The organism is Tenacibaculum jejuense, assembly GCF_900198195.1.
In the GTDB taxonomy this organism is placed as follows: domain Bacteria; phylum Bacteroidota; class Bacteroidia; order Flavobacteriales; family Flavobacteriaceae; genus Polaribacter; species Polaribacter jejuensis.
The window spans coordinates 466,493-492,731 of the sequence record NZ_LT899436.1 but is presented as its reverse complement, the minus strand read 5'-3'; the positions used below and the strand labels follow the sequence as shown (position 1 = coordinate 492,731).

General features: G+C 30.7%; 30 protein-coding genes and 1 tRNA gene. 21 read left to right on the top strand and 10 right to left on the bottom strand.

The window, feature by feature from the left end; genetic code table 11:
- The first annotated feature begins 5 nt into the window (after positions 1 to 5).
- The 8 genes from AQ1685_RS02400 (at position 6) to AQ1685_RS02365 (ending at position 3,693) form a co-directional block, all read left to right on the top strand.
- Entirely contained in the window at positions 6 to 245 is a 240-nt protein-coding gene (locus tag AQ1685_RS02400; RefSeq protein WP_095069138.1) for a hypothetical protein, read from the top strand.
- A 46-nt stretch (positions 246 to 291) separates the two neighbouring features.
- Positions 292 to 1,581, top strand: a complete 1,290-nt coding sequence (locus AQ1685_RS02395) for an HlyD family secretion protein (protein WP_095069137.1) — start codon at positions 292 to 294, stop codon at positions 1,579 to 1,581.
- A gap of 485 nt (positions 1,582 to 2,066) precedes the next feature.
- Positions 2,067 to 2,267 carry a hypothetical protein gene (locus tag AQ1685_RS02390; protein ID WP_095069136.1) on the top strand — a complete coding sequence of 67 codons (201 nt, stop codon included), beginning with the start codon at positions 2,067 to 2,069 and terminating at the stop codon, positions 2,265 to 2,267.
- A gap of 68 nt (positions 2,268 to 2,335) precedes the next feature.
- Positions 2,336 to 2,557, top strand: coding sequence for a hypothetical protein (locus AQ1685_RS02385; protein WP_095069135.1), 222 nt, complete (start codon positions 2,336 to 2,338; stop codon positions 2,555 to 2,557).
- A 169-nt stretch (positions 2,558 to 2,726) separates the two neighbouring features.
- On the top strand, positions 2,727 to 2,918 hold the full coding sequence (locus tag AQ1685_RS02380; protein ID WP_095069134.1) for a hypothetical protein: 192 nt from the start codon (positions 2,727 to 2,729) through the stop codon (positions 2,916 to 2,918).
- Positions 2,919 to 3,052: 134 nt separating this feature from the next.
- The gene (locus AQ1685_RS02375; RefSeq protein ID WP_095069133.1) at positions 3,053 to 3,247 is read left to right on the top strand and encodes a hypothetical protein; all 195 of its coding nucleotides are present in this window, start codon (positions 3,053 to 3,055) and stop codon (positions 3,245 to 3,247) included.
- Between the two features lie 79 nt (positions 3,248 to 3,326).
- Positions 3,327 to 3,512: a hypothetical protein gene (locus tag AQ1685_RS02370; RefSeq protein WP_157730056.1), complete on the top strand. Its 186-nt coding sequence runs from the start codon at positions 3,327 to 3,329 to the stop codon at positions 3,510 to 3,512.
- A 34-nt stretch (positions 3,513 to 3,546) separates the two neighbouring features.
- Entirely contained in the window at positions 3,547 to 3,693 is a 147-nt protein-coding gene (locus tag AQ1685_RS02365; RefSeq protein WP_157730055.1) for a hypothetical protein, read from the top strand.
- Between the two features lie 411 nt (positions 3,694 to 4,104).
- On the opposite strand, the gene AQ1685_RS02360 is transcribed toward AQ1685_RS02365, so the two are convergent.
- Together AQ1685_RS02360 and AQ1685_RS02355 are read right to left on the bottom strand one after the other, a co-directional pair.
- Positions 4,105 to 7,941 (bottom strand): M48 family metallopeptidase, encoded by a 3,837-nt coding sequence (locus AQ1685_RS02360; protein ID WP_095069132.1) that lies wholly within the window; start codon positions 7,939 to 7,941, stop codon positions 4,105 to 4,107.
- A gap of 91 nt (positions 7,942 to 8,032) precedes the next feature.
- Positions 8,033 to 8,623 (bottom strand): riboflavin synthase, encoded by a 591-nt coding sequence (locus AQ1685_RS02355; RefSeq protein ID WP_095069131.1) that lies wholly within the window; start codon positions 8,621 to 8,623, stop codon positions 8,033 to 8,035.
- 57 nt (positions 8,624 to 8,680) lie between these two features.
- On the opposite strand from AQ1685_RS02355, the gene pdxA reads away from it, so the two are divergent.
- The 10 genes from pdxA to AQ1685_RS02305 all read left to right on the top strand — a co-directional run bounded on the left by pdxA (position 8,681) and on the right by AQ1685_RS02305 (position 16,789).
- Entirely contained in the window at positions 8,681 to 9,715 is a 1,035-nt protein-coding gene (gene pdxA, locus AQ1685_RS02350; protein WP_095069130.1) for a 4-hydroxythreonine-4-phosphate dehydrogenase PdxA, read from the top strand.
- A 63-nt stretch (positions 9,716 to 9,778) separates the two neighbouring features.
- The gene (locus tag AQ1685_RS02345) at positions 9,779 to 10,321 is read left to right on the top strand and encodes a YceD family protein (protein WP_095069129.1); all 543 of its coding nucleotides are present in this window, start codon (positions 9,779 to 9,781) and stop codon (positions 10,319 to 10,321) included.
- A gap of 2 nt (positions 10,322 to 10,323) precedes the next feature.
- Positions 10,324 to 10,518: a 50S ribosomal protein L32 gene (gene rpmF / locus AQ1685_RS02340; RefSeq protein WP_095069128.1), complete on the top strand. Its 195-nt coding sequence runs from the start codon at positions 10,324 to 10,326 to the stop codon at positions 10,516 to 10,518.
- 136 nt (positions 10,519 to 10,654) lie between these two features.
- Positions 10,655 to 11,650, top strand: a complete 996-nt coding sequence (locus tag AQ1685_RS02335) for a beta-ketoacyl-ACP synthase III (protein ID WP_095069127.1) — start codon at positions 10,655 to 10,657, stop codon at positions 11,648 to 11,650.
- 25 nt (positions 11,651 to 11,675) lie between these two features.
- The gene (gene accB / locus AQ1685_RS02330) at positions 11,676 to 12,164 is read left to right on the top strand and encodes an acetyl-CoA carboxylase biotin carboxyl carrier protein (RefSeq protein ID WP_095069126.1); all 489 of its coding nucleotides are present in this window, start codon (positions 11,676 to 11,678) and stop codon (positions 12,162 to 12,164) included.
- Positions 12,165 to 12,212: 48 nt separating this feature from the next.
- The gene (gene accC, locus AQ1685_RS02325) at positions 12,213 to 13,550 is read left to right on the top strand and encodes an acetyl-CoA carboxylase biotin carboxylase subunit (protein WP_095069125.1); all 1,338 of its coding nucleotides are present in this window, start codon (positions 12,213 to 12,215) and stop codon (positions 13,548 to 13,550) included.
- A gap of 103 nt (positions 13,551 to 13,653) precedes the next feature.
- Positions 13,654 to 14,508, top strand: a complete 855-nt coding sequence (locus AQ1685_RS02320; protein WP_095069124.1) for a DUF2911 domain-containing protein — start codon at positions 13,654 to 13,656, stop codon at positions 14,506 to 14,508.
- Between the two features lie 64 nt (positions 14,509 to 14,572).
- On the top strand, positions 14,573 to 15,817 hold the full coding sequence (locus AQ1685_RS02315) for a 3-deoxy-D-manno-octulosonic acid transferase (RefSeq protein ID WP_095069123.1): 1,245 nt from the start codon (positions 14,573 to 14,575) through the stop codon (positions 15,815 to 15,817).
- The gene (locus AQ1685_RS02310; RefSeq protein ID WP_095069122.1) at positions 15,814 to 16,374 is read left to right on the top strand and encodes a YeeE/YedE family protein; all 561 of its coding nucleotides are present in this window, start codon (positions 15,814 to 15,816) and stop codon (positions 16,372 to 16,374) included. Before AQ1685_RS02315 ends, AQ1685_RS02310 begins: the two co-directional genes overlap by 4 nt.
- Position 16,375: 1 nt before the next feature.
- Positions 16,376 to 16,789: a DUF6691 family protein gene (locus tag AQ1685_RS02305; protein ID WP_095069121.1), complete on the top strand. Its 414-nt coding sequence runs from the start codon at positions 16,376 to 16,378 to the stop codon at positions 16,787 to 16,789.
- 2 nt (positions 16,790 to 16,791) lie between these two features.
- Here AQ1685_RS02305 and AQ1685_RS02300 read toward each other — a convergent pair whose 3' ends face one another.
- The 8 genes from AQ1685_RS02300 to AQ1685_RS02265 form a co-directional block, all read right to left on the bottom strand.
- A complete protein-coding gene (locus tag AQ1685_RS02300) occupies positions 16,792 to 17,388 on the bottom strand; it encodes a DUF4230 domain-containing protein (protein ID WP_095069120.1) in 597 nt (198 codons plus the stop codon).
- A gap of 65 nt (positions 17,389 to 17,453) precedes the next feature.
- Positions 17,454 to 17,528 (bottom strand) — tRNA-Pro (locus AQ1685_RS02295).
- Positions 17,529 to 17,597: 69 nt separating this feature from the next.
- Entirely contained in the window at positions 17,598 to 17,960 is a 363-nt protein-coding gene (locus tag AQ1685_RS02290) for a nuclear transport factor 2 family protein (protein WP_095069119.1), read from the bottom strand.
- A 68-nt stretch (positions 17,961 to 18,028) separates the two neighbouring features.
- Positions 18,029 to 19,336, bottom strand: coding sequence for a cryptochrome/photolyase family protein (locus tag AQ1685_RS02285; protein ID WP_095069118.1), 1,308 nt, complete (start codon positions 19,334 to 19,336; stop codon positions 18,029 to 18,031).
- On the bottom strand, positions 19,329 to 19,796 hold the full coding sequence (locus AQ1685_RS02280; RefSeq protein ID WP_095069117.1) for an SRPBCC family protein: 468 nt from the start codon (positions 19,794 to 19,796) through the stop codon (positions 19,329 to 19,331). The genes AQ1685_RS02285 and AQ1685_RS02280 overlap by 8 nt, the downstream gene beginning before the upstream one ends.
- A 69-nt stretch (positions 19,797 to 19,865) precedes the next feature.
- Positions 19,866 to 20,090, bottom strand: coding sequence for a hypothetical protein (locus tag AQ1685_RS02275; RefSeq protein ID WP_095069116.1), 225 nt, complete (start codon positions 20,088 to 20,090; stop codon positions 19,866 to 19,868).
- A gap of 484 nt (positions 20,091 to 20,574) precedes the next feature.
- Entirely contained in the window at positions 20,575 to 20,970 is a 396-nt protein-coding gene (locus tag AQ1685_RS02270; protein ID WP_157730054.1) for a DUF6438 domain-containing protein, read from the bottom strand.
- 78 nt (positions 20,971 to 21,048) lie between these two features.
- Positions 21,049 to 22,026 (bottom strand): putative zinc-binding metallopeptidase, encoded by a 978-nt coding sequence (locus AQ1685_RS02265; protein WP_095069114.1) that lies wholly within the window; start codon positions 22,024 to 22,026, stop codon positions 21,049 to 21,051.
- A gap of 108 nt (positions 22,027 to 22,134) precedes the next feature.
- On the opposite strand from AQ1685_RS02265, the gene AQ1685_RS02260 reads away from it, so the two are divergent.
- The 3 genes from AQ1685_RS02260 to AQ1685_RS02250 are packed head-to-tail and all read left to right on the top strand — an operon-like array spanning position 22,135 to position 26,180.
- The gene (locus tag AQ1685_RS02260) at positions 22,135 to 22,644 is read left to right on the top strand and encodes an RNA polymerase sigma factor (RefSeq protein WP_095069113.1); all 510 of its coding nucleotides are present in this window, start codon (positions 22,135 to 22,137) and stop codon (positions 22,642 to 22,644) included.
- Between the two features lie 57 nt (positions 22,645 to 22,701).
- Complete coding sequence (locus AQ1685_RS02255; RefSeq protein ID WP_095069112.1) at positions 22,702 to 23,613, top strand: FecR family protein; 912 nt, start codon at positions 22,702 to 22,704, stop codon at positions 23,611 to 23,613.
- A complete protein-coding gene (locus AQ1685_RS02250; RefSeq protein ID WP_095069111.1) occupies positions 23,613 to 26,180 on the top strand; it encodes a TonB-dependent receptor in 2,568 nt (855 codons plus the stop codon). Before AQ1685_RS02255 ends, AQ1685_RS02250 begins: the two co-directional genes overlap by 1 nt.
- Positions 26,181 to 26,239 lie beyond the last annotated feature (59 nt).

The window sequence follows — 26,239 nt, the reverse complement described above, 5'->3', positions numbered from 1 at the left end:
AAATCATGAAAAAATCAATTTTAAATATTGGTAAAGCTTTAAACAAAGCTGAACAAAGAAATATTAACGGAGGTCTTAGAGGTGACGTTTTTATTGGTAGTGGATGTTTCTCTACCCAAAGAAGATGTAACTCAGCTGTAGCAGCAGCTATCTCTAATGGAGCTAATCCAACATGTACAAGATGTGTGCCTTGCACTACATTTTTTGGTACTTCTGGATTTGAAGCAAGAATTTTTTGCGAATAATACTAACTTTAGTGAGGGAGATTTCCCTCACTTTTTATAATAATAAATGCCACAAAATAGTCAAGATACAGAAATTAGAAGCGAGGAAGTACAAGAAATACTAAATAAAGTACCTAGCTGGATGATTAGATATGGTAACATGCTAATTCTACTGCTAATTATTATTTTACTTTTTATTTCTTGGTTTGTTAAATATCCAGACGTTATTAAAACTCAAGTTATGGTTACTACTGCCATTCCGCCAGAGAAAATTTATGCAAAAAACTCAGGTAAATTTGAAGTCCTTTTAGCAAATGAAGGAACAGAAGTAAAGGAAGGTGAAGTATTAGCAGTAATTAAAAATAGTGCTTCCTACAAAGATGTATTGTTTCTAAAAAGTGTTGTAGACACTATAGAGTTTCATAATGAAGAATTTAACTTTCCTCTAGATGATATTCCTGTTTTAAACTTAGGTGATATTAACTCTAGCTTTTCTCAATTTGAAAATGACTATCAAGAGTATTTATTAAATAAAGATCTAGCTCCGTTTAAATCACAAGTTATAGCTAGTCAAGTATCGGTTATTGAAGCCAAACGTAGACTACAAAATATGCTATACCAAAAAGAATTAAGCAAGAAAGAACTAGAATTCAAAAAAACAGACTTAAAAAGAAGTACTCAAATGTTTGAAAAAGGTGTGATTTCTGCCAAAGAAATGGAACAGCGAGAAGTTGAATTTATTCAGGCAGAACGAGGTTACGCCAATATGGAAGCATCTATTTTACAAATTAGAGAGCTTATTAATAGCTCTTCTCAAAATTTAGATGACACTAGCATTAAAAAAACACAAAATGATAAAAGTCTTCAAAAAAGAGCTAAACAATCATTTTTACTTCTTAAAAAAGCGATTAGCGACTGGGAAAACAACTATGCTTTAACTACCTCTATAAGTGGAAAAGTTTCTTTTCTTTCTTTCTGGAGTAAAAATCAAAATGTAAAAACTGGTGATCTAATTTTTACGATAGTTCCTAGTGATGCAGAAAATTTTGTTGGAAAAATTAAAGCACCTATAGCTAATTCTGGAAAAATTAAAATTGGACAACAAGTTCAAATTAAACTTTTAAATTATCCTTCAGATGAATTTGGTAAACTTGATGGTACGATACAACGTATTTCAGTAATAGCCGATGAAGAAGGTAATTACTATATAGATGTTGATTTACCTAATAAGCTTCAAACGTCTTATAACAAACAACTTGAATTCAGACAAGAAATGCAAGGTAATGCAGACATAATTACTGAAGATCTTAGGTTAATAGAACGCTTTTTCTATCAACTTAAAAAGGTCATTAAATAAACTTTTCGCGAAGAATAGACACAAGCCTTGGTGTCTTAAAATAACAAGGATTTAATTAACCTTAAATCTATTCGATTATGAAGAAATCGATCTTAAATTTTGGTACTCCTATCGCCAAAACAAAACAACAACAAATTCACGGTGGCATATCATGTTTTGAATGCTACGACAGATGTATATCTGAATCTAGAGATAGAATAGAACTCGGTATTTGTTATGACTCCTGCCAAAGAGTTCATTGTTAACCCTACACCTTAATGTTTTTGTGCTTTTAGAGTTCTAAGAAGAATTCTAAAAAACAGCTTGATCAATTAATAGAATTACTTCGGTAATTGCTATATGATATTATATATGGATCAGCAATCTCTGTATTTCAATTGTAGTTGAAATTAGGCAGGTATATTGCTTCTATATACTTAGAATTACATCTAACTGTAAATTTAAATTACAGTAATAAATCTATAATTTTTTAAAAATCACGAATAATGAAAAACTCAATCTCTAAACTAGGAAAAAAACTCACTAATACAGAATTAAAAAACATAGTTGGTAGCTTTTATGATCCAGATGAATATGGTGTTTGTAAAACAAGAAATGGATTTTTCTGTGGTGTACCAGGTCATATTTGTTGCAACTATTTATGTGTATTACCAGAGCACGGAGCTTGTGGCTTTTTAAATATTTAAAATAAAATAGACATAACCTTGAGTGTCTTTAAATGTTCAAGAATTCAATCAATTAAAATCTTATTATTATGAAAAACTCAATTTCGAAATTAGGTAAAACTTTAAACAAGAAAGAGCAAACAGAAATTAATGGTGGAATGCTTCTTAGAACTTGCCGTTACCACTGTAATGGTAGAAATTACGTATTAAATGGAGGTCAAGGAAGCTATTGTTATTTAAACTTCCCTGCTATTATTCCGAATCATCCAAATTGTGGAGGAAGCGGCGGAGGAAATCCTATTTACGCTTAAAAAGCCTAGTAAGGCCAAATATTTTGATATTAAATATATCAAAACCTATAACTTTTTGTTCACAAGTAAAAACATATTTCCTTTTGAACAATTTTATCGCGAAGAATAGACATAGACCTTGAGTGTCTTTAAATGTTCAAGGATTTAATCAATTTTAAAACCTTTCATTATGAAAAAATCAATCTTAAATCTTGGTAAAGCTTTAAACAAAGCTAGACAAGCAGAAGTTAACGGAGGAATTGTTCCGATTAGAGTAGCTACTTGTGACGAAGTATGTCGTACTGCACCTAGAGGAACTAAATGTGGACCTCCTCATTGTCCAGGAGTATGTAATGGACGTGGTGGTGCCGATAGGTACTAAAAAGATTTGAGGAGTTACTCCAACTCCTCTATCATTTTATTTAATGTAGTAAACATTGTATCGCGAAGAATAGACATAAACCTTGAGTGTCTTTAAATATTCAGGGATTTAATTCAACTTTAAATCTTTTTATTATGAAAAAATCAATCTTAAATCTTGGTAAAGCTTTAAACAAAGCGAAGCAAACTGAAATTACAGGTGGTATTGTTCCTCTTATCAGAATTCAATCATGTCCAGAAGTATGTCCTACAGCTACTACTACTATTAAATGTGGACCTCCTCATTGTCCTGGAGTTTGTGATGGACGTGGTGGTTGGATAAACTACTAATTCAAAAAAACAAATAGTTAAAAAACGCTATTGAGAAGTTTATCTAAAACCTCTCAATTGCACTTTAAATATGAGTATCATGAAGAAATCAATCAAAAACTTAGGACATTCATTAAGCAAAACCAAACAAAAGGAAATCCATGGAGGATTTATTCCAACTCCATATCAATTTTGTTGTACTAGAACACAAGGCTTTTGGTTAAGTAACTACCCTTTTTTAGGTGGCGACCCATCATATAATTGTGGTCAATTCGGGTCTTGTTAAAACATGATTTTTTCCTTTCTAAATAAATATAAACATGAAAAAAGTAATTTCAACACTAGGTAAAAGCCTAAATAAATCTGAACAAAAAACAATTCAAGGAGGTACAACTAAATGTTCTCATGCTATCTGTAGAATGTGGGAACACTTAATATTAAAGCCTGCTTGTAGTTGCGACGCATAAACCTAAAAACATGAAAAAAATAATTTCAACATTAGGCAAAAGTCTAGATAAGAGTACTCAAAAAAATATCCACGGTGGCGGCGATGTTCGTTGTTTCTCCAGCCCAACTTGTTATGGATATTTTGAAGGCGTAGATAGTTCAAGTTGTGGCACATGTGCGCAATATCACCAATTACCTTACGAATGTAGGATACGTGTTAAAGTAAGCGTTTTTTGTTTTCCTATATAAAAGGAAAAATTAAGACTTACACTTAGATAAAAAGTAAATCTTTGAACCTTCTACCGAATGTAGGAATATAAGATTAAGTTTTTATTTCCAATTTACATTCACTTATATAAGCAGAAAGACTACCATTTTTGGTAGTCTTTCTTATTTTTTCAATTCTAATATTATTTAAATATTATAATAAATTAAAGTCCTAAATAAGGTTTTTCAGATATAAACAACCCTCCTTTAATCACTTCTTTCCACTTAATTGGAATGTTTCCTTTTTGAATAATACTAGATAAAACATAAACTTGAGCTTTCCACTGAGTTGTTAAGTTTTGAATACGATCATCTACTCCAGAAAAATCTCTTTGCTTTATTAAAGAGATCAATTTATTAACATCTTTCGCTTCCATATCTAATGGTTGAAAAACAGGTAATAAGTCTGTATAATCTTTATTATCTAAAACATGCAATCCTAAAATAGGCCATACAGAATTATAATTCAACTGGTTAATATCTAAATTTCGAATTAGTTTATCTCTTAAATCTTTCTTTACTCCTTTTGATGCAGCTATAAAATAATTCACATAACTCATACGCTCATCATATTTTTTTACCAATTCATAAGCCTCATCAATCTTACCGTTATTTATGAGATAAAAGATATAATCTGGATTGTTTTCACCATTTTCGATTTTACCTGATTCTAGATTTTGATAATATTTTACTTGTTCATTTTTTATTATAGTTCTGTATCGTTTTTTTCCTTTTAAATTCAAGATTCTTTTTATTCTTTCAACATCTAAAGCTATCATTGATCTTAGTGTTGGATTACCTTTGGCAGCAACTCTGTAAGCCTCATATGCTTCTTCTAGATTATTTTTTTGTGTATAAATATATCCAGAAGCATAAGCCAACCAATTGTGTTGATTCCATTTTTTATACCCTTCTAAAAACTTACTATCTTTCAATTTCTCATCCTTGATACACCGAATTGATAAATAATATAAATCTGGGTTATCTGGTTCTTCTCGAGCAAGTTCTACATGTTTATTACAAATATCTTCGTGAGCTGTAGAATCAGATAAATCTTGTAATGCTCTTAGACTAATAAATTCCTTAGGATTTCTATTTAATCGTGAATTTAAAACCGCTAGACCTTCTTTTGTTCCTCTTAAATAGTATAACCAATTTACAATTTGTTTACTATCATCATCATCCCACTTTACATGAGTTTCAATCATTTCTGAAATCTGATCTTCATCTTTCAAAATTGACAACAATTCTTGAGGACCTTGCTCACTGTATGCCAACAATACGTCTTTTCTTTCTACACTTACTCCTGAAGGCATAGAAATTTCTTGAGGTGGTTCTGCTAGTATGTAATCTGCCTTTATAGGGAATATCTTACTTTCATTTAATAATTCTGTCTCACTTTTTGGACTTGTAAAAGCTCCAACACCATAAAAAACAGGATATTTCATCATCACAGCAGCATTGGCTACGTTGTACATATAAGCAGAATGCTCATTCATTGAAAAATTAAGACTATCAATAATTTGTCCTTCTGAATTTTTAGCTTTGATAATGTAGTTTGTTCCATAATTGATTAGTAATTCTTCGTTATAATTAGGTTCAATCTCGAAAAATTCACTTCCAACGGTTACACTTACTGTAGTTTGTAATCCATTATAAATATATAAAGGCAATTTTTGCGAACGATTTCCAAAGAAAATTGCCGCAAATACAATACCTCCTGATATTCCAAACTTTGCTATGGAAGGTATAATTCCATCTCCAGTTACAAAACGATCCCAAACACCTAATTTTGTTTGTAGTTTCCTTTCCTTTCCCGGAATTAATGTATCGTAACGATCTGGAAAACCTTTAATTATTGCTGTAGTTTTCTCAGTAAGTTTTTCTGTATAAGCTTGTTTTATATATTTCTCAGTCTCTAATAGTAATTCTAAAGATTCATTTCTCAATTTATTCAAAGCTGTCAAAGCAACAGAAGCCCATCCATCTACAACCTGTACCCACTCATTAATATTCTCTTTACTAGGAGGCGGCAACTTAAATTCTTCAAACAAACTATTATAATGATCGGTGTTCATGTTTTTCAATAGCGTGTTATTTAATGTAAAAGTTTCGGCATGTTTATATATTCTTCTTAGCGTTATATGATAAGTATCACCTATAGATAAAATACGAACCAATTCGTCATCTGAAACATTTCCATCAGCTAAAGCAATACCCATTACATTATTATACTTGCGTATCACATCTTTTAAGTTTGCCATAGCATGTTCACTATAATGCACAAGTTTGATCAATCTTTTATGATAATCTGCCCAACTTTGATCTACTTCTTTAGCTAACCTCTGAAAAGTAGATCTACATAAAACATCGTGTTCTTTTAATTTCTCTCTGATTACAGCTACTTCTTCTTTTAACCCTTTTAATATTTCAGGGATATCTTTTCTCTTCACCTCGTTTCCTCTATGCCATATTTTTCTTTTCTCTAAAGTTAAAGATTCGTCTTTACTCACTTCTAAAGCAATAATTTCCTCTTCTAATTCTTGCAATTCTTGTATATCATTACTTATATAATGTGGATACAATTTACTTACTGTAGTATCTAAATCAACATCTTTTATTTCCTTATTTAGCAAATCTTCATACGATTCAAAATTTTGAAATGGAAATCTATTTAAAAAATTAGAGTTGTACTCTGGTTCAAGAAACGTCCAATCGAAATATGATTTATTCTGATATTTAATTCCTTCCTCTTCAACTTCATCTGTAGTTTCAACTTTAGCTGTACTAATCAAACGTTTTGTCATTTCCTCCCTGTAAAACTTTGGATCAGAAAATAACTCCCAAGAAGATCTTTCATCGATCTCTTCAAAAATATAGTTCTTCTTTGCATTATTTTCTCTATCAATATCTGCAGGGTGAGTTGCCCACATCTTTGGCGGATTGTATTTCTTATTGGCAAAAATTCTATTTTCTTCTGGGGATTGGTCTGGTACTGTAGGAGATTTCCCATAAGCAGGATCGTTCAATATAACAGCCATTCTTTCAATGTAATTACTTTGCAAAGTATACATATCTTTTATGGCTTTTTTTTCACCTAACAACTCACTCATACACTGAATTGCATTTTCATGAGCTTCATCTGCTACCTGTAATTTGTATAACGCATGAATTAAAGCGTCACTTCCAGTTAAAGACACAGCAACTAAATCTGCTTGAAATTCCATTTCACGAGATAAAGCCCTTTCAGCAACTACAACCACGCGAAAACATATTTCTATAAATGATCTTACAGACCAAACTAAGATTGATAATATCCAGCCTATCCAAGCAATACGAAGATCTATTCTCGACAAGCCTGCTAAAAAAGAATCAAAAGCATCTCTTTTACCAACAATACGTGCTGCAATTTGTTGTACTACATAAACATACCTTCCCAAAAGCATAGAACGCTGCGCAAAATGTCCAAATTCATGAGCTAAAACTGCTTTTAATTCTCCCAAACTTAAAACATTAGTAATCCCTAATCCTATTTCTAAATTCTTTTTTGATGGAAAAATTAAATTGATTAAAGAAATATCATAAGATACACTTGCATTAACTCTATCAGTTAGAAAAACTTTGTTTGGTTTTGGAGCTCCAGCTTCATCTGCTAATTGATATAAATAATCAAATAAAACAGGTTCTTCTTTTTCCGTAATGTATTTATGAATTGGATTATCTTCTCTCTTATTAAGAAAGAACAATGATTTTGCCATGAATAGTGACAGAAAGCCAAATCCAAAAGCCAAAAGATAATTGAAGAAATGACCATCGAAATTATGGGCATCCATTGCTAAATTGTACGCCAATCGCCCAAACCATATCGTAAGACCTAAATACAAAACAATAAAGGCTAACAATCCTAGAACTGAAAGCCAAACATGCTTTTTAAACGATTGTGAAGGTTTGGTGTAGTCACTAGGAACCTCGGCAGAGATTCTCTTATATAAGCTTTTCATAGTTAATTATTTAAAAGCCTAAATATAGAATAATTATCTAAAAAAACTACTTTTACTTCAACGCTAAAATATTTATAAGCTGTTTTAAATGTTAACTTCTAAACTCCTGAAGTCTTGCCACATACTTACCAATAACGTCAAACTCTAAATTTACCTTTGTTCCAACTTCAAAGTGCTTAAAAACTGTATGTTCTAAAGTGTAAGGAATAATTGCTACACTAAATTCATTACGTTTAGAATTTACAACTGTTAAACTCACACCATTTACAGTTACAGAACCTTTTTCAATAGTAATATTATTTAATTCAGAATCATATTCGAAGGTAAATACAGTACTTCCTCCTTCATCTTTAATTCCTTTACAAACACCTGTTTGATCTACATGACCCTGAACGATATGACCATCTAAACGGTCTCCTAACTTCATCGCTCTTTCTAAATTTACCTCATCACCGATTTTTAAAGTCCCGATATTACTCTTATCAATAGTTTCTTTAATTGCTGTGACTGTATACTCATCGTTATCAATTGCAACAACAGTTAAACAAACGCCATTATGAGCAACACTCTGATCTATTTTTAGTTCGTTTGTAATTTCGCTTTTTAAAGAAATATGAATATTTTCTTGTTCTTTCTTTAGCTCAGTAACACTTGCAAGTGTTTCAATTATACCTGTAAACATTCCTTAAAATTTAGTTACTTTTGTTAACATCAAAAATACAACATAGGTATTCTAAATATGGAAAAAACGAATAAAATTATTGTCGGAATCTCAATTGGAGATATTAATGGTATAGGTATAGAAGTCATTCTTAAAACATTTGAAGATAAACGAATGTTAGAATTCTGTACTCCTGTTATTTTCGGCTCTAACAAAGTTATTTCCTTCCATAAAAAAGCATTAAACTTAAATAATAGTATTCATGGTATACAATCATTAGATAAGATTGTACATGGAAAAATTAATTTACTAAATATCTGGAAAGAAGATGTAAAAGTAGAACTTGGTAAAATAACACCCGATGGAGGAAAGTATGCATTAAAATCACTAGCTACAGCAGTAGATGCACTTAAAAACAATGCTATTAACGTATTGTTAACTGCTCCTATTAACAAAGAAAACATCCAATCTAAAGAATTCAATTTTCCTGGTCATACAGAGTTCTTAGAAAATGAATTGGAAGGGGATAGTTTAATGATTTTAATGTGTGAAGATTTAAGGATAGGATTAATTACAGGTCATGTTCCTGTTTCAAAAATATCTGAACTTATTACACCTGAGCTTATCAAAAACAAAGTGGATATTATGCATCAATCTTTAAAAAGAGATTTTAGTATCAATAAACCTAAGATTGCAATTTTAGGTTTAAATCCTCATTGTGGAGACAAAGGAGTTATGGGAAAAGAAGATGATGAAATTATAAGACCTACTATTGCTGAAATTAAAAAGACAGGTAAGATGGTTTTCGGACCTTATGCTGCAGATGGATTCTTTGGGTCTAAGACTTATGAACAATTTGATGGAGTCTTAGCAATGTACCATGATCAAGGATTGGCACCTTTTAAAGCATTATCTTTTGGAAACGGTGTGAATTTTACTGCTGGACTTAACAGAATTAGAACATCTCCAGACCACGGAACAGGCTTTGATATAGCAGGAAAAAACAAAGCAAACGTAGAATCTTTTAAAGAAGCTTTATTTAGTTCTTTAAAAATTTATAGAAACAGAAAAGAAAATATTGAATTAGAGTCGAATACATTAAAATCAAAATAGTTCTAATTCTTCTTTTTTAAAAAAATATTTTATTATATTTGCGCCCTCAAATTGATATTGTAAATGAAAGGTTTAAAAGAATATAGTATTCCTTTTGTAGGCTTGAAAGAAGGTAGCCACGAGTTTCAATACCAAATTGACAACACGTTCTTTAAAGAATTTCAGTATGAAGAATTCAACGAAACTAATGTAATTGTTGATGTTGAGTTCATAAAGAAGAGCACATTATTTGAAGTTTTATTTTCGATTAGTGGATCTGTTAATGTTCCTTGTGATTTAACAAGTGAATTATTTGATCAACCAATAGAAGGAGAATTTAAACTGATAGTTAAATTCGGACAGGAGTTTAATGATGACAATGAAGATATTTTAATCATTCCTCACGAAGAATACCAATTAAATATTGCTCAATATATTTATGAATTAACAATTCTTTCTGTTCCTAAAAAAAGAGTGCATCCAGATGTAATCAATGGAACAATGAAATCTGAAACTTTAGAGAGACTAAAGGAATTAGAGATTAATAAAGAGAAACCGGTTGAAGATGAATCAACCGACCCGAGGTGGGATAAGTTAAAAGATTTACTAACAGGAAAAAATACATAGAAATGGCACATCCTAAGAGAAAAATATCAAAAACTAGAAGAGATAAGAGAAGAACTCACTATAAAGCTACTATGCCTCAGATAGCTGTTGATCCTACTACTGGAGAAGCACATTTATATCATAGAGCTCACTGGCACGAAGGTAAGTTATATTACCGTGGACAAGTGGTAATTGATAGTACTGAAGCTGAGGCTTAATATATTATAACTTCTGCAAAGATTTTATAGTTTAACATATTTAACGTCAAAAACGAAAGTTTTTGGCGTTTTTTTCGTTTTCAAGTGAAAAAAAAATCACTACTTTTGAAAACTAAATTTACTATAAGTAACAAACATGGCTAAAATAACTGCAGCAATTACAGCAGTAGGAAAATATGTTCCTGACTACATTCTAACCAACCAAGAGTTGGAAACTATGGTAGATACCAACGATGAATGGATTACCTCTAGAACCGGAATTAAAGAAAGAAGAATATTAAAAAAAGAAGGCGAAGGTACTTCTTACTTAGCCATTAAAGCAGCTGAAGATTTAATAAGCAAGAATAACATTAATCCAGAAGAAATTGATTTAGTTATTGTGGCTACTGCAACTCCAGATATGTTGGTAGCATCTACAGCAGTGTACACAGCTACAAAAATTGGAGCTGTAAATGCATTTGCTTACGACCTACAAGCAGCTTGTTCAAGCTTTTTATATGGTATGTCTACCGCTTCTAGCTATATTGAATCTGGTAGATACAAGAAAGTACTATTAATTGGCGCAGACAAAATGTCTTCTATTATAGATTATACAGATAGGGCAACATGTATCATTTTTGGTGATGGTGCTGGTGCTGCTTTATTTGAACCTAATGAAGAAGGTTTAGGGTTCCAGGATGAATACTTAAGAAGTGACGGTATTGGAAGAGAATTCTTAAAGATTGATGCCGGAGGATCTATTTTACCTACTTCAGAAGAGACAATCAAAAATAACCAACACTATGTACATCAAGAAGGTAGAACTGTATTCAAATTTGCAGTTTCTAACATGGCTGATGTATCAGAAAAGATATTAGAACGAAACAATTTAACTAAAGAGACTGTAAATTGGTTAGTTCCACATCAAGCTAATAAAAGAATTATCGAAGCTACTGCCAATAGAATTGGTTTAGCTGAAGAAAAAGTAATGATGAATATTAGTAAGTATGGAAATACTACTTCTGCTACTTTACCATTATTACTTGCAGACTATGAAAAAGAACTTAAAAAAGGTGATAATTTAATTTTTGCTGCATTTGGTGGTGGCTTCACATGGGGAGCTATTTACTTAAAATGGGCGTATAATAAATAGACACAATCAACTAAAATTATAGACAATGGACATTAAAGAAATTCAAAATCTTATTAAGTTCGTAGCAAAATCTGGCGCTAGCGAGGTAAAGCTAGAAATGGATGATGTAAAAATTACCATTAAGACTGGATCAGATGCACCAGAAACAAAAATTATTCAAGCTGCTGCACCTATTGCCGCTGCGCCTCAAGTTGTTGCCGCTGCACCTGTAGCACAACCAGTAGTAGAAGCTGCTACTCCAGCTGCTCCTGCTAAAACAGATGACGATTCTAAATACGTTACTATAAAATCTCCAATCATTGGTACTTTATACCGTAAACCATCTCCAGACAAACCTGTGTTTGTTGAAGTTGGAGATGAAATCAAAGCTGGAGATACAGTATGTATCATTGAGGCAATGAAACTTTTCAACGAAATTGAATCTGAAATTTCAGGTAAAATCGTAAAAGTATTAGTAGATGATTCAACTCCTGTTGAATTCGATCAACCATTATTCTTAGTTGACCCATCTTAATTTATCATATGGCTTAATCGATTGAGCTATTAATTAACTATTACAATTATGTTTAAAAAAATATTAATTGCCAATAGAGGTGAAATTGCACTTCGTGTAATTCGTACCTGTAAAGAAATGGGTATAAAAACAGTAGCTGTTTACTCTAAGGCCGACGCTGAAAGTTTACATGTAAGATTTGCTGATGAAGCAGTTTGTATTGGTCCTGCACCAAGTAATGAATCTTACTTAAAAATGGATAGAATTATTGCTGCTGCTGAAATTACCAACGCAGATGCAATACACCCAGGTTATGGATTCCTTTCTGAAAATGCGAAGTTCTCTAAACTTTGTGAAGAGCATGATATTAAATTTATTGGTGCTTCTGAAGAAATGATCTCTAAAATGGGAGATAAAGCAACAGCTAAAGCAACAATGATTGCTGCTGGTGTACCTTGTATTCCTGGTTCTGAAGGAATTTTAGAATCTTATGAAGAAGCAGAAAAGATCGCTGTTGATATGGGATTCCCGGTAATGTTAAAAGCTACCGCTGGTGGTGGTGGAAAAGGGATGCGTGCTGTTTGGAACAAAGAAGATTTAAAACCAGCTTGGGATTCTGCTCGTATGGAAGCAAAAGCTTCTTTCGGAAACGACGGAATGTACATGGAAAAGTTAATTGAAGAGCCAAGACATATTGAAATTCAAATTGTTGGTGATTCATTTGGTAAGGCTTGTCATTTATCTGAAAGAGATTGTTCTGTACAACGTCGTCACCAAAAATTAACTGAGGAAACTCCATCTCCGTTCATGACTGATGAATTAAGAGATGCCATGGGAGAAGCTGCTGTGAAAGCTGCTGAATATATTAAATATGAAGGAGCTGGTACTGTTGAATTCTTAGTAGATAAGCACCGTAACTTCTACTTTATGGAGATGAATACTCGTATTCAAGTAGAGCATCCAATTACTGAAGAGGTTGTTGATTACGATTTAATTCGTGAGCAAATATTAGTTGCTGCTGGAGTGCCAATTTCTGGTAAAAATTATACTCCACAGTTACACTCGATCGAATGTAGAATTAATGCAGAAGACCCTCACAAGAACTTTAGACCTTCTCCTGGAAAGATTACTTCTTACCACGAGCCAGGTGGACATGGAGTTCGTATTGATACGCATGCATATGCTGGATATACAATTCCACCAAACTACGATTCTATGATCGCTAAATTAATTGTAACTGCACAAACTCGTGAAGAAGCAATTAATAAAATGAAGCGTGCTTTAGATGAGTATATCATCGAAGGAATTAAAACTACAATTCCTTTCCACAGACAATTAATGGATCATCCAGATTATGTAGCTGGTAATTACACTACGAAATTCATGGAAGATTTCGAAATTAAATAAATTCAAAAAAGACTGCCTAAACAAGGTAGTCTTTTTTATTTACGCCTATTTGTAATTATTTTTAGTTTTCTCGTCTACTTCATTGTATAAACAAACTAACCTTATGAAAACTAAAATAAGCTTATTCATAACTTTATTAAGTTGTATATCATTAATCTCTCAAATCATACAACCTAGTTTAAGTCCTACTATTACAACTAAACAAAAAGTTGGTTTAGCAACTATTGATTTACAATATGGTCAACCAAGTGTGAAAGGAAGAACAATTTTTGGTTCTTTAATTCCGTATAATAGAATTTGGAGAACTGGCGCTAATGCTTCAACAAAATTTACAACAGATAAAGAAATTAATGTTGCTGGTTTAAATCTTCCTGCTGGAACTTATGGTTTATATTCTATTCCTGAAGAAAAAGAATGGACTATTAGTTTCAATAAGAAAAGTAATTTATGGGGTAGCTCTGGATACAACAAAGAAAATGATATTATTCGTTTTAAAATACCAGTAACTAACTCTAAAGAATTACGAGAAACATTCTCTATATACTTTGAAAACTTTACGATTAATGGAGCTAGTATGGTTATTGCTTGGGAGAATACGATCATCAAAATCCCTGTTCTAGTAAATTCAGATCGTATTATTGAAGAACAAATTGCTACTAAAATAACAAATGAAAAAGGAGAAATTAAAGCACAAACATATTTCGATGCTGCTCAATATTATTATCAAAAAAACAAAGATTTAAAGCAAGCTTTAATCTGGTTTACAAAAGCAGAAAAATTAAGACCTCAGGCTTTTTGGTATACGTATTATAAATCTGAATTAGCTTTAAAACTGAATCAAAAAGATATCGCTAAAACGGGAGCTCAGAAATGTTTAAAAGCGGCAAAAAATAGTAAGAGTTCTGACTATGGTTATATTGCTAAATGTTCCTTATTGTTAAAAGCAATAGATAACTAAAAAACAAAACATATTTGATACTTTTAAAGGCTAATTATAATTAGCCTTTTTATATTTTTGGAACATGAATTTTCTTTATAACATTCTCATTCATGTCGCCTACTTTATTATACAGTGTCTAAATCTGTTTAATAAAAAACTTAAACTGTTTGTTAATGGACGTAAAGAGACTTTTAAAAAATTGGCTTCAATTAACTCTAATGATCGTGTTTTCTGGATTCATGCTGCTTCTTTAGGCGAATTTGAACAAGCAAGACCTATCATTGAAAAACTGAAAATTAAATATCCCAATCATAAAATTGTAGTTACTTTCTTCTCTCCTTCAGGATATGAAATCAGAAAAAATTATCATCTAGCAGATGTTGTTTGCTATTTACCTTTCGATACCAAAAGAAATGTAAAACGTTTTATAAAATTAGTGCATCCTGATTTAGCTATTATTGTCAAATATGAATTCTGGCCTAATTTATTGAATGAACTAAAAAAGTCTAATACTACAACCATTTTAGTTTCTGGAATATTTAGAAAAGAGCAACTGTTTTTTAAGTCTTACGGACAATGGATGCGTAAGTTTTTGCATACTTTTTCTTTCTTTTTTGTTCAAAATGAAATCTCTAAAGAATTATTAAATGACATTAATCTAAAAAATGTAGATGTTTCTGGTGATACAAGATTCGATCGTGTTTCTGAAATTCTAAATCAAGATAATACTATTGAAACTATAGAATTATTTAAAAATAACACATACACAGTTGTAGCTGGAAGTACATGGAAAGAAGATGATGAATGCATCGTAAACTACATAAATAATCAGGCTAAGAAAGATGAAAAGTTCATTATTGCTCCACATAATATTGATAAAAGTAAGATTGAAGAATTGAGGAATAGTATCTTAGAAAAAACAATCTTGTATTCTGAAAGAAACAATGTTAATCTTTCAGAATACAAAGTTCTTATTATTGATAATATTGGACTACTTGCGAAAATATATTCTTACGCTAATGCCGCTTATGTTGGAGGTGGTTTGGCAACCGGTTTACATAATATTTTAGAACCTGCTACATTTGGCATTCCTATTATTTTTGGTGGAAATAAACATCAAAAATTTCAAGAAGCATTAGATTTAATTGCAATTGGAGGTGCTAAAACTATATTAAATACTAGCGATTTTTCTAATATCTTTACTATCCTAAAAAAAGACATTAACCTGAGAGTTAAAATGGGTAATATCAATCAGAATTACATTCAACATAATGTTGGTGCTACTCAAAAAATACTCAACTATATTGAAAAAAATATCCCATCATGAATTACTTATTAGAACCATGGCCTTGGTATGCATCTGGTTTTTTAATTGCCATTGTTTTATTCCTGTTTTTTTACTTTGGAAAAAACTTTGGTGTTTCAACAAACTTAGAAACGCTGTGCACTATTAGCGGAGCAAACAAATTCTCTGACTACTTTAAAAAAGACTGGAAAGAAAGAGATTGGGCTTTGGTCTTTTTAATCGGTCTGATCATTGGAGGATTTATAGCTAGTAATTATCTTTCTAATCAAGTGCCAATTGATTTAAATCCGAAAACAATAACTGAGCTAAATGAATTAGGTTTTGCTAATGCTGGTAACACATTAGTTCCAGATGAGTTATTTGACTTAAAAAATGTATTCACACTAAAGGGAATTTTGATATTATTAATTGCTGGAATTTGCATTGGCTTTGGAACTCGTTATGCTGGAGGTTGTACTTCTGGTCATGCAATAACAGGTCTAAGTAGCTTACAATTACCTTCTTTAATAGCTGTAATCGGCTTTTTTATTGGAGGTTTAGTAATGGTTTGGTTAATTTTCCCACTTTTATTCTCTTAAAATGAAATACTTACGTTTTTTACTAATTGGAATTCTATTCGGTATTATTTTAACAAAATCTGAAGCTGTTTCTTGGTATCGAATGTTTGAAATGTTCAAGTTTCAATCCTTTCATATGTATGGAATAATTGGAACAGCAGTGCTATTTTCTATGTGTTTTATGTATCTTTTTAAAAAAGGAATAGTTAAAGATTATTTAGGCAATAAAATTTTAGTTAAACAGAAACCTAAAGAATACAAAAGAGCTTTAATTGGCGGAACTATTTTTGGTTTAGGCTGGGCTTTAGCAGGAGCTTGTCCTGCTCCTATTTTCACACTATTAGGAAATGGAGTAGTTTCTATACTTATTGTTCTATTAGGGAGCTTAATTGGTACTTTTATTTATGGTTTACTAAGTAATAAACTACCAAAATAAACTTAATCTAATAACGGAATTTCTTTAAAGGTATTAGTATTATCTACTACTGCCCAGTCGTATATTTTTGACAATTGATAAATTTTAGATAACTCTTCAAATAAACGTGCTTTTGCTTCTTTCTTCTGTGAAGTAAACTCTATGGTTTCTTCTATCATTTTTGTGGCTTTATCACTTAATTTATTTAATTCTTCTTTAGAAAACGTATTGAACTTACTTTGTTGTAAATCAAAATATTTAATATCTGGCGAAATGGTAATCTCTTCTTCTGGAATTTTATTTATAATAATTTGCTTTGCTACACTATCAATCTGAATATCCAACTTCGATAAATCGTAGCCCACTTCGACCTTTGCATTCACAGACAACATAGCTTTCTTTTGAAAATGGACATAATCAAAAAAGTATTTTTTAGTATCAGAAAAGCTATACATTTCAGAATACGTTCCTTGAGAAACAACTAGTTTACTCAGGTTTTCAATCTGATTTACCATAACTTTAATTTCTTCTGTTTGATGTTTCTCTTCTTCTTTATCGTACCAAAACTTAGCAACCAAAAAACCTATAAAAAAAACAGCTACATACCTAAGAAAACGCATAACAATTCAATATTTGTGGATAGAAAATTACTAAATATTTAGAAGAAGAAGAAATAAAATTAAAGTCGGGATGAGAGGATTCGAACCTCCGATCTCTGGTCCCCCAGACCAGCACTTTAACCGGACTAAGCTACATCCCGAAATTAGTTCGACAAATATAAAAAAGCCCCGATAAAATCGAGGCTGATATTTTGTTAAAACAGTGTTGGTTACATCGTGTAAAAAAACTGTTCATTTGTTATTTTACCATCTTTTACTTCAAATACACAAACTTCTTCCATTTGTTGTCTTCCTCTGTCTTTAAAGGTAACATCGAAAGCCATCTTTGAAGTAAAATGATTATCTGCAACAACAGGATCAGAAATTTCTGAAGCATGAAATTCTACTACGTTTTCTAACCATTGTTTACTCTTTTCAAAAACTTCTTGTTTTCCCGAAACAATTTCTCCGTATGGAACACCAGGCATTTCCTTACTTACAACATTATCTGCGTACAATTCTGTAATACAATCTAAATTCTTTCCTTCTCTGCACATTTGTGCCCATTGGTTTGCAACTTCTTGTGTGGTCATAATAATTTAATTTACTTGTTAATTCCTTAAATTTAATAAAAAGCCACACATAGATGATTAATTACTTGTTAAGAATCAGCATTTAACGCATTTTTATATGTTGTTAAACAGCGTTCCCTTGCAAACTTATGATCAACCATTTCTTTTGCATAAGTAAGTTCCTGAAATTCTGGAACCCACTTTTTAATATATTTTAATTCTTTATCAAACTTCTTAATTTGAGTAGTTGGGTTAAAAATTCTAAAATACGGAGCCGCATCTACACCACAACCTGCAACCCATTGCCAGTTTCCTACATTACTAGACAATTCAAAATCTAATAATTTTTCAGCAAAATAAGCTTCTCCCCATCTCCAATCAATTAGTAAATGCTTGCATAAAAAACTTCCAACCAACATACGAACTCTATTGTGCATGAAGCCAGTTTTGTTTAATTCTCGCATCCCTGCATCTACTAATGGATATCCTGTTTTACCTTCACACCAGCGTTTAAAGTCTTCTTCATTATTTCGCCATTCTATCCTGTCGTATTGTGGTTTAAAAGAATCTTTTACTGTATGCGGATAATGCCAAAGAATTTGAATAAAAAATTCACGCCAAATTAATTCTTTTAAAAAAGTAATATTCTCACTTTTGTTAGCTTCTTGAACTGCTTTTCTTGTAGAGTAACTTCCGAATCGTAAATGCAAACCTAACTTTGATGTTCCTTTTACAGCTGGAAAATTTCGTTTGGCTTCGTATTCATCTATAATTTGTTGACTCACATCATAATCTGGGATTTTTATTCCCGAAGGTTCAAAACCTAATTCAGACATTGAATGAATACCCTTACTTTCTGAAGTAAATATTTGATCTAAGTGTTCTTCTGAAGGAAACAAATTCAGAGGGATTGTTTTGAATTTAGCTAACCACTTTTTAGAATAAGGTGTGTAAACTTTATATGGATTTCCATCGTCTTTAACCACTTCTTTTTCTTCAAAAATTACATGATCTTTGAAAGATTTAAATCCGATTCCTTTTGAAAATAAAAACTCTTCAATATTATGATCTCTATCTAGCGCATAAGGTTCATAATCTTTGTTGGTATATACATTTTCTATAGCAAACTTTTCAGTAAGCGTTTCAAAAGCTTCTATAGGTGTACTATAAAAAGTAGACAAGTTCCCCCCTTTTTCTTGAAAAGTTTTATGTAATAATGATAATCTTGAATGGATAAACTCTAATCTGGCATCTTTCTTAGGAAGTTTATCTAAAATATTTTTATCAAAAATAAATATTGGTAGAATTTTTCTTCCACTTTGAAGTGCTTCTAATAATCCGTGGTTATCATCAATTCGTAAATCTCTTCTGAACCAAAAAATTGAAATTTTATCCATTGTATTCTCCAAAAAGCTCTATTAATTTTGTTTGACGATAACTAAAAATCTCTTCTAGTTTTGGTTTTACTAAAAACGGATGAACCATTTGACCTAAAATACCTAATGGAATTTTATAATCAATAATATCTTCCATTTCAATTCCTCCGTCTATTTCTTTAATAAAGTGTTTGTGATGCCACAGTGCATAAGGGCCAAAACGTTGCTCATCTACAAAATATTTTTGATGTCGTACATGAGTAATTTCTGTAACCCATTTGGTTTTAATTCCTAAGATAGGTGTAACGATGTACTGAATAATTTGACCAGAATACATTGGTCTATCTGCACCAGAGAGAATATTAAATCCCATATAATCGGGTGTAATCTCTTTTAAATTTTTCGGATCCGATAAAAATTCCCAAGCTTTCTCAACAGTTATCGGTAAGTTTTGTTTTTTTTGAAGACGATATATTTTCATATTAAAACTTAAGTTTTTGGTATAAAAAAGGCTGTTAATATAAAATAACAGCCCTTATAAATTTGTTTACTATGCAGTTAGAGGTTTCCCTTTAAGCCTTTTTTCAATTCTTTGCTTAACAACGGTTAACCTTTTCATTAAATCCATTAGCTCACCATCTTTACTTTTTTTATACTCTTCATTTATTTCTAAAATCAAAGCTTTAACTTCTCTAGAAGCTAAAATTCTATCGCTGGTAGTTACGAATTTAAATTTTCGGTTCTCAAACTCTAATGCTTTTTCTATTAATGTCATAACTATTCAATAATTATAAATATTTATGTCAAACTACTATAGTTTGCTCAAATTGATCGTCTCAAAATTTAGTCGCATTTGATGAAAAATTCTTTCAAAAAAGGTGTTACAATCTTAAATCAAGAAACTTGGGGCAACAAATGTATACATATCTTTGACATATACATATATTTTTTGATTGATTTAAATAATATCTTAATTATTTTTTCTTATACCAATCGTTTTGTTTAACAAACATACAAAAAAAGTAAACAAAAATAAAAAAACTATTAAATTTTAAATTATTGTAGTCGTAAGGCTAGTGTAATTTCTAGTTTAGAATTCTACCTAAATCATAAAAAAAGAAATTCTTATCATCATTCATGGCTACAAATAACCCATTTGGAAACTTCTTTGGATAAACAAAAAACGAACTATATTAAAAAAAGAAAAATCACCTTTTTAAAAAGGTGATTTTAAGAACCAATACAACTAAAGTAGTAGCCTAATGTAAAAGATCTAGCTGCTTTAGTAGATTATTAAATACGATTAAGTTTTTATTCCCTTTGAAAGCTAAAGTCTTATTATCGAAATTAACGATTGTTTTAGGTAAATCTCTTCCTTTTTTACTTTCAGAATCAACTACAGAAGATAGTTTCGATAATTCTCCTTTTAATAATTTCACCTGTTGTGCGGAAATATGATATGTTGCTTCTCCTTTGATTTTTGTATTATTTACACCGTTAAAAATTACTTTTCCATTATCGTATACATATAAATCAAAAACAGGACATTTCCCTAAACATGCTGTTTTTCTATAATGGATTTTATCTTCTGAAAAATTCTTTGTTGTTGAACAACTCACTATCAAAAGGATTATGACGATATATAACTGTTTCATGATTTCTAATTTTTAAATGCGCCAAAACGATTCAACATGAAAAATCTGAACAAGTGTTTTGGCGCTAAGAGGGATATTTTAATGCTTGTGACGTCTACAAGATTTTCCAATTCTATTTGCTTCTTTCCACTTTCCTGGCTCAGGTAAAATAAAACTATCTGCTCCTCTACCTCTAAGGTTTAAGTTTTTACGAATATGATTTCTAAAGTCTACAATTTCTTTTCTATTATTCATTAATAGCATTTTCTTTTCTGCTATTGTATTCCCTGCAGCAATATCTCTTTTGGTAACATAAGTAGCAAAAACTTCAGCTATGTCTTCTGCTGGATTAGTCGCTGCATAATTAGTTACAAATCGATCTCTGTTTGCTTGGTAAAAATTATTTAAAGCTTCTTCTCCTTCATTATTCGCCTTTTCGTAAGCTGTCCAAATATCTGCCCAATACTTTTGATATAACTCATTTATGTATGCATTAGATTTTGCACATCCTTCACCTGGATTATATGTTCCACAATTAGTCTGACTTGAGTCTAATTGTGTATTGTTTAACGTTAATACATGTCCGAATTCATGAATAATGGTGTAAGCTAATTCTCCTCTATTGTTAAAACCTCCTTCGTAAGCATAGTTAATTGCAATTCCCATTTTCCAGCTTGATAAATCTTCTTTTATTTGAACTACAAAACCTGCGCTACCTGTTGGAGTTCCATTGTAAATAACAAATTCTCCTACCTTTTTTAACTGATTTAGCGGAACAATTTTTAAAACTAAATCCCAAATCTGGTTATGTTTTGCGATATCTTTCTGATAAGCTAAATCTTCACCTGCAACTTTATAATCTTGAATTTTGTTTATCTTATTACCATTGACTTTATATAATGTGATTTCTCCTTGATCACTTGTTCCTCCTTGATTACCATCTCCAGTTGGATTGGTCGTATCTGGTAAGACAGTATCAGCTGGAATTATTACTTCATCATCACTACAACTTGTAACTATACTTAATGTAAATGCTACTAAAAATAAAAACTTGAACACTTGTTTAAAATTTTTCATACTCTTATCATTTATTAATTAATAATTCATGCCTGATTTGAATAAGAAACAGGCATCTAAAAATCTACCCTACCTTTTTTGATTAATTTTTTTTTATGTTTGCTCTAAATGGAGCAAGAAAATTCAATATGTAAACCCAAAGTTTTTGAGGAAGTGTTCGACACACATTCTGAAAGTCTTAGAAATTATATGTTTTATAAATGTGGTGATGTAGATTTAGCGGAAGATTTCGTTCAAGAAAGCTATGTTCGACTTTGGAAAAATTGTGCTAAAGTTCTTATAACTAAAGCTAAATCGTATTTATTTACTGTAGCTACAAATTTATTTTTAAACCATGTAGCTCACAAAAAAGTAGTTTTAAAACATCAAAAAACTCAAGAAAAAAAATACACTTATGAAACACCTGAATTTCTTTTAGAAGAGAAAGAATTTATGGTAAAACTTCAAAATGCAATAAGTGAATTATCTGAAAAACAACGCGAGGTTTTTTTATTAAATAGAATTGACAAGAAAAAATATTCTGAAATTGCAGAAATGTTAGGAATATCTGTAAAAGCAGTTGAAAAAAGAATTTCTGCAGCTTTAAAAAAGCTCAGAGAAAAAATAGATGTAATATAGTTAGGGTAAATTATTAATAAACTGTTTTTAAGAAACAAACATCCTAAAAACTCAAATATGGAAATCAATAAAGATGAAACTTTTTTAGCCAAGTGGATGAATGGTGAATTAAATGCTGAAGAATTAGAAGCGTTTAAAAAGCATCCTGATTTTCCATTATATGAAAAGATTGTTTTTAAATCAGAAAAATTAGCTGCTCCACCTTATGATAAACAAAAACTTTTATCAAAAGTAAAGGAAGAAATTGAAGATACTAAAAAACCAAAAGTAGTTTCTTTATACTCAAAACTTACTATTCTAGCAGCTGCATCTGTATTAATTTTATTTAGTGTTTTCTATTTTAAAAATTCTGCAACTGTATACAATACTAGTTTCGGAGAAAAATTAGCTGTTAATTTACCAGACGATTCTGAGGTAATATTAAATGCTAAGTCTTCTATTTCTTTTAAAGAAAACAAATGGTCGACAGATAGAACAATCAATTTAAAAGGAGAAGCTTTTTTCAAAGTAAACAAAGGAAAAACATTTACTGTAGAAACTAGTTTAGGGAAAGTAACTGTTTTAGGAACTCAATTTAATGTAAATATTGAAGATGATCTTTTAGAAGTAAACTGTTATGAAGGAAAAGTAAAAGTAACCATAAACGAAAAAGATGTATTTCTTACTAAAGGAAAGGCATTTAGAATTACAAAAGACACAAGTAAAGAGTGGGAATTTAAAGCAACCAACCCTAGTTGGCAGAATGGAGAAAGCACATTTAATAGTGTACCTTTAAAATACGTGATAAGAGCGATTACCGATCAATATAATGTAGAAATAAACGCAACTGAAGACATAAATTTAAACTATCTTTACACTGGTGCATTTACTCATAAAGATTTAAAAATAGCTTTAGAAACTGTTTTTACCCCATTAAAAATTAAAACTGAGTTTACAAATAAAAGCACCATTTTACTCGTTAAACATTAATGACGCTTAAAAAAAAGTACACTTTTCTTGCTTTTATTTTTATTTCGAATCTCCTTTTTTCTCAAAAAGATAGAGACAATAACTACCTTAAAAATATTTTGATAGGCTTAGAGAAAAAACATAAAGTTAAATTCTCGTATGCAGATGATGTTATTAAAGACAAAAAAGTTAATACAAAACTTTTACAACTTTCTTTTAAAGAATTACTTGTTAAACTAGCAGATCAAACCGATTTAATCTTCAAAAAAGTTTCTGATAGATATATTCTTATTTTAGAGAAGGATAGTAATTCATTTATTTGCGGTTATGTGAAAGACACCTATTCTAATCAACCTATTTTTGGAGCAGAAGTTTACCTAGTAGATAATTCTGTAGGAACTGTTACTAATGAAAAAGGATATTTTGAGTTATCTGGACATCGAAAAACAGATACCTTGGTTATTTCTTTATTAGGATACCAATCAAAACGAGTAATTATACCTCAACAAAAGAACACCAAATGCAGGCACTACACTATTGAAGAGCATTCTTCTGAATTAAATGAAATCCTGATTACAAGCTATTTAACAGATGGAATTACAAAAAGTAATAATGGAACTATAGAAATTTCTCCTCAGAAGAGAGGAATTTTACCTGGATTAACAGAACCTGATGTACTTCAAAGTTTACAGTTATTACCAGACATCCAAAGTCCGAACGAAACAACTTCTGGTTTACATATCAGAGGCGGAACTCCAGACCATAATCTTGTCCTTTTTGATGGAATTCGAGTTTATAATCCTGCACATTTTTTCGGAATGATTTCCGCTTTCAATCCTTATATAATTGATAAAGTAAACATTCAAACCAGTGGTGTAAATGCGAAATTTGGAAATCACATTGCTGGGGTAATTGATATAGAAACTAACTCTAAAATAGATTCTATAATTTCTGGTGGATTTGGAACAAACTTAACTCATGCTGATGCTTTTTTGAAATTTCCGTTGAGTAAAAACACGGCCATTCATGTTGCTGGTAGAAGATCTTTAACTGATGCTTTTAATAGTATTACATTTCAAAGAATCTCTGATCGTGTTTTTCAAAATTCAATTATAGCCACTAATGAACTCAACGATACTGAAAACTTTTTTGAAAAAGACAACATCTTCTTTTTTGATGATTTACATGTTAAACTTCTTGCTAACTTAGGAGAACAAGATCGTGTTTCAATCAGTCATATATACGTTAATAATAAATTAGATTACAGATTTGGTAATGAAAATAGAAGTTTCATACAAAATGATGATCTGTCTGTTCAAAACTTTGGTGTTAGTGGTTCTTGGGATAGGATTTGGGACGATAACTTGAAGCAAAACACAACCTTATATTATTCTAAATACAACTTAGACTACACTTTTAACGGAGAACAAACAGTTGGAATTCCGTATACTGAATCTTCCATTAAAAAGAATGAAATTAGGGAATTTAGTTTAAAATCTTCATTAAATACATCTTTTAATGAAAAACATCAGCTAGGTTTTGGCGTTGAATATATTAGAAACAAAGTAAGTTTTGTTTTAGGTAGAACATTTTCTCTTTTTCCTGTTAATGATTACAGAACAGAAGAAGAAAACACGAATAATACTATTGCTATATTTTCTGAATATCAATTTAAAAAGAACAAAGATTTTAATGTGAATTTAGGAGTAAGAAGCAGCTATTTTTCTATTGAAAAAAAATTCACTTTTGCTCCTCGATTATTCTTACAAACGAAATTAGTTGACCATACTTGGTTTAATATTTCTTATGAAAGAAAATACCAGAATATTAGCCAATTAATAGAATTCTCCACTAGTGATTTCGGTTTAGAAAATAAAGTTTGGAGTCTTTCTAACAAAGAAGAAATTCCGATTTTAAAAGCAGATCAGATTTCTACTGGCTTTGTTTTTAAAAACAATGGTTGGCTGTTAGATCTTAATGCATATTATAAAAATGTAGATGGGTTAACTTCACTTTCAAGAGGAGTAACTTCAAATTCTAGTATTATACTAAATGGAGAAAGTAGTTCGAAAGGAATTACCTCATTATTAAAAAAGAATTTTGGTAATTACACCACTTGGATGAGTTATAATTTAGGAGAAACAGACTTTACATTTCCCCTTGCTAATAATGGTCAAGCATTCCCAGATGACAATGATATTCGACATAGTTTTTTTTGGTCTCATAGTTATCGTATTGGACAATTTAATTTTGCTTTAGGTTGGAATTACAGAACAGGAATTCCTTTTACACAAGTTGTAGAAACTAACGATAATGGTTTTCAAGATTTTGTTGTAAATGAAATTAACGGGGAACGATTAACACGTTATCATCGTTTAGATTTTTCTGCAACCTACAAATTCAATTTTTCTAAAAGTAAGCGTTGGAAGGGAAAGCTAGGAGTTTCTTTTCTCAATATTTACAATAGAAAGAACCAACTACAAAGACGTTTTTTTCTTACCAATGATGGTTTCAATGATGCTCTTGCAAACGAAGAAACTGTTTCTTTGGGTTTTACTCCTAATGTAGTTTTTAGAGTAGAATTTTAAATTAAAAATACACATGCTAGCTACTTCAAAAAAAGGTTTGGTTATAACACCAAACCTTA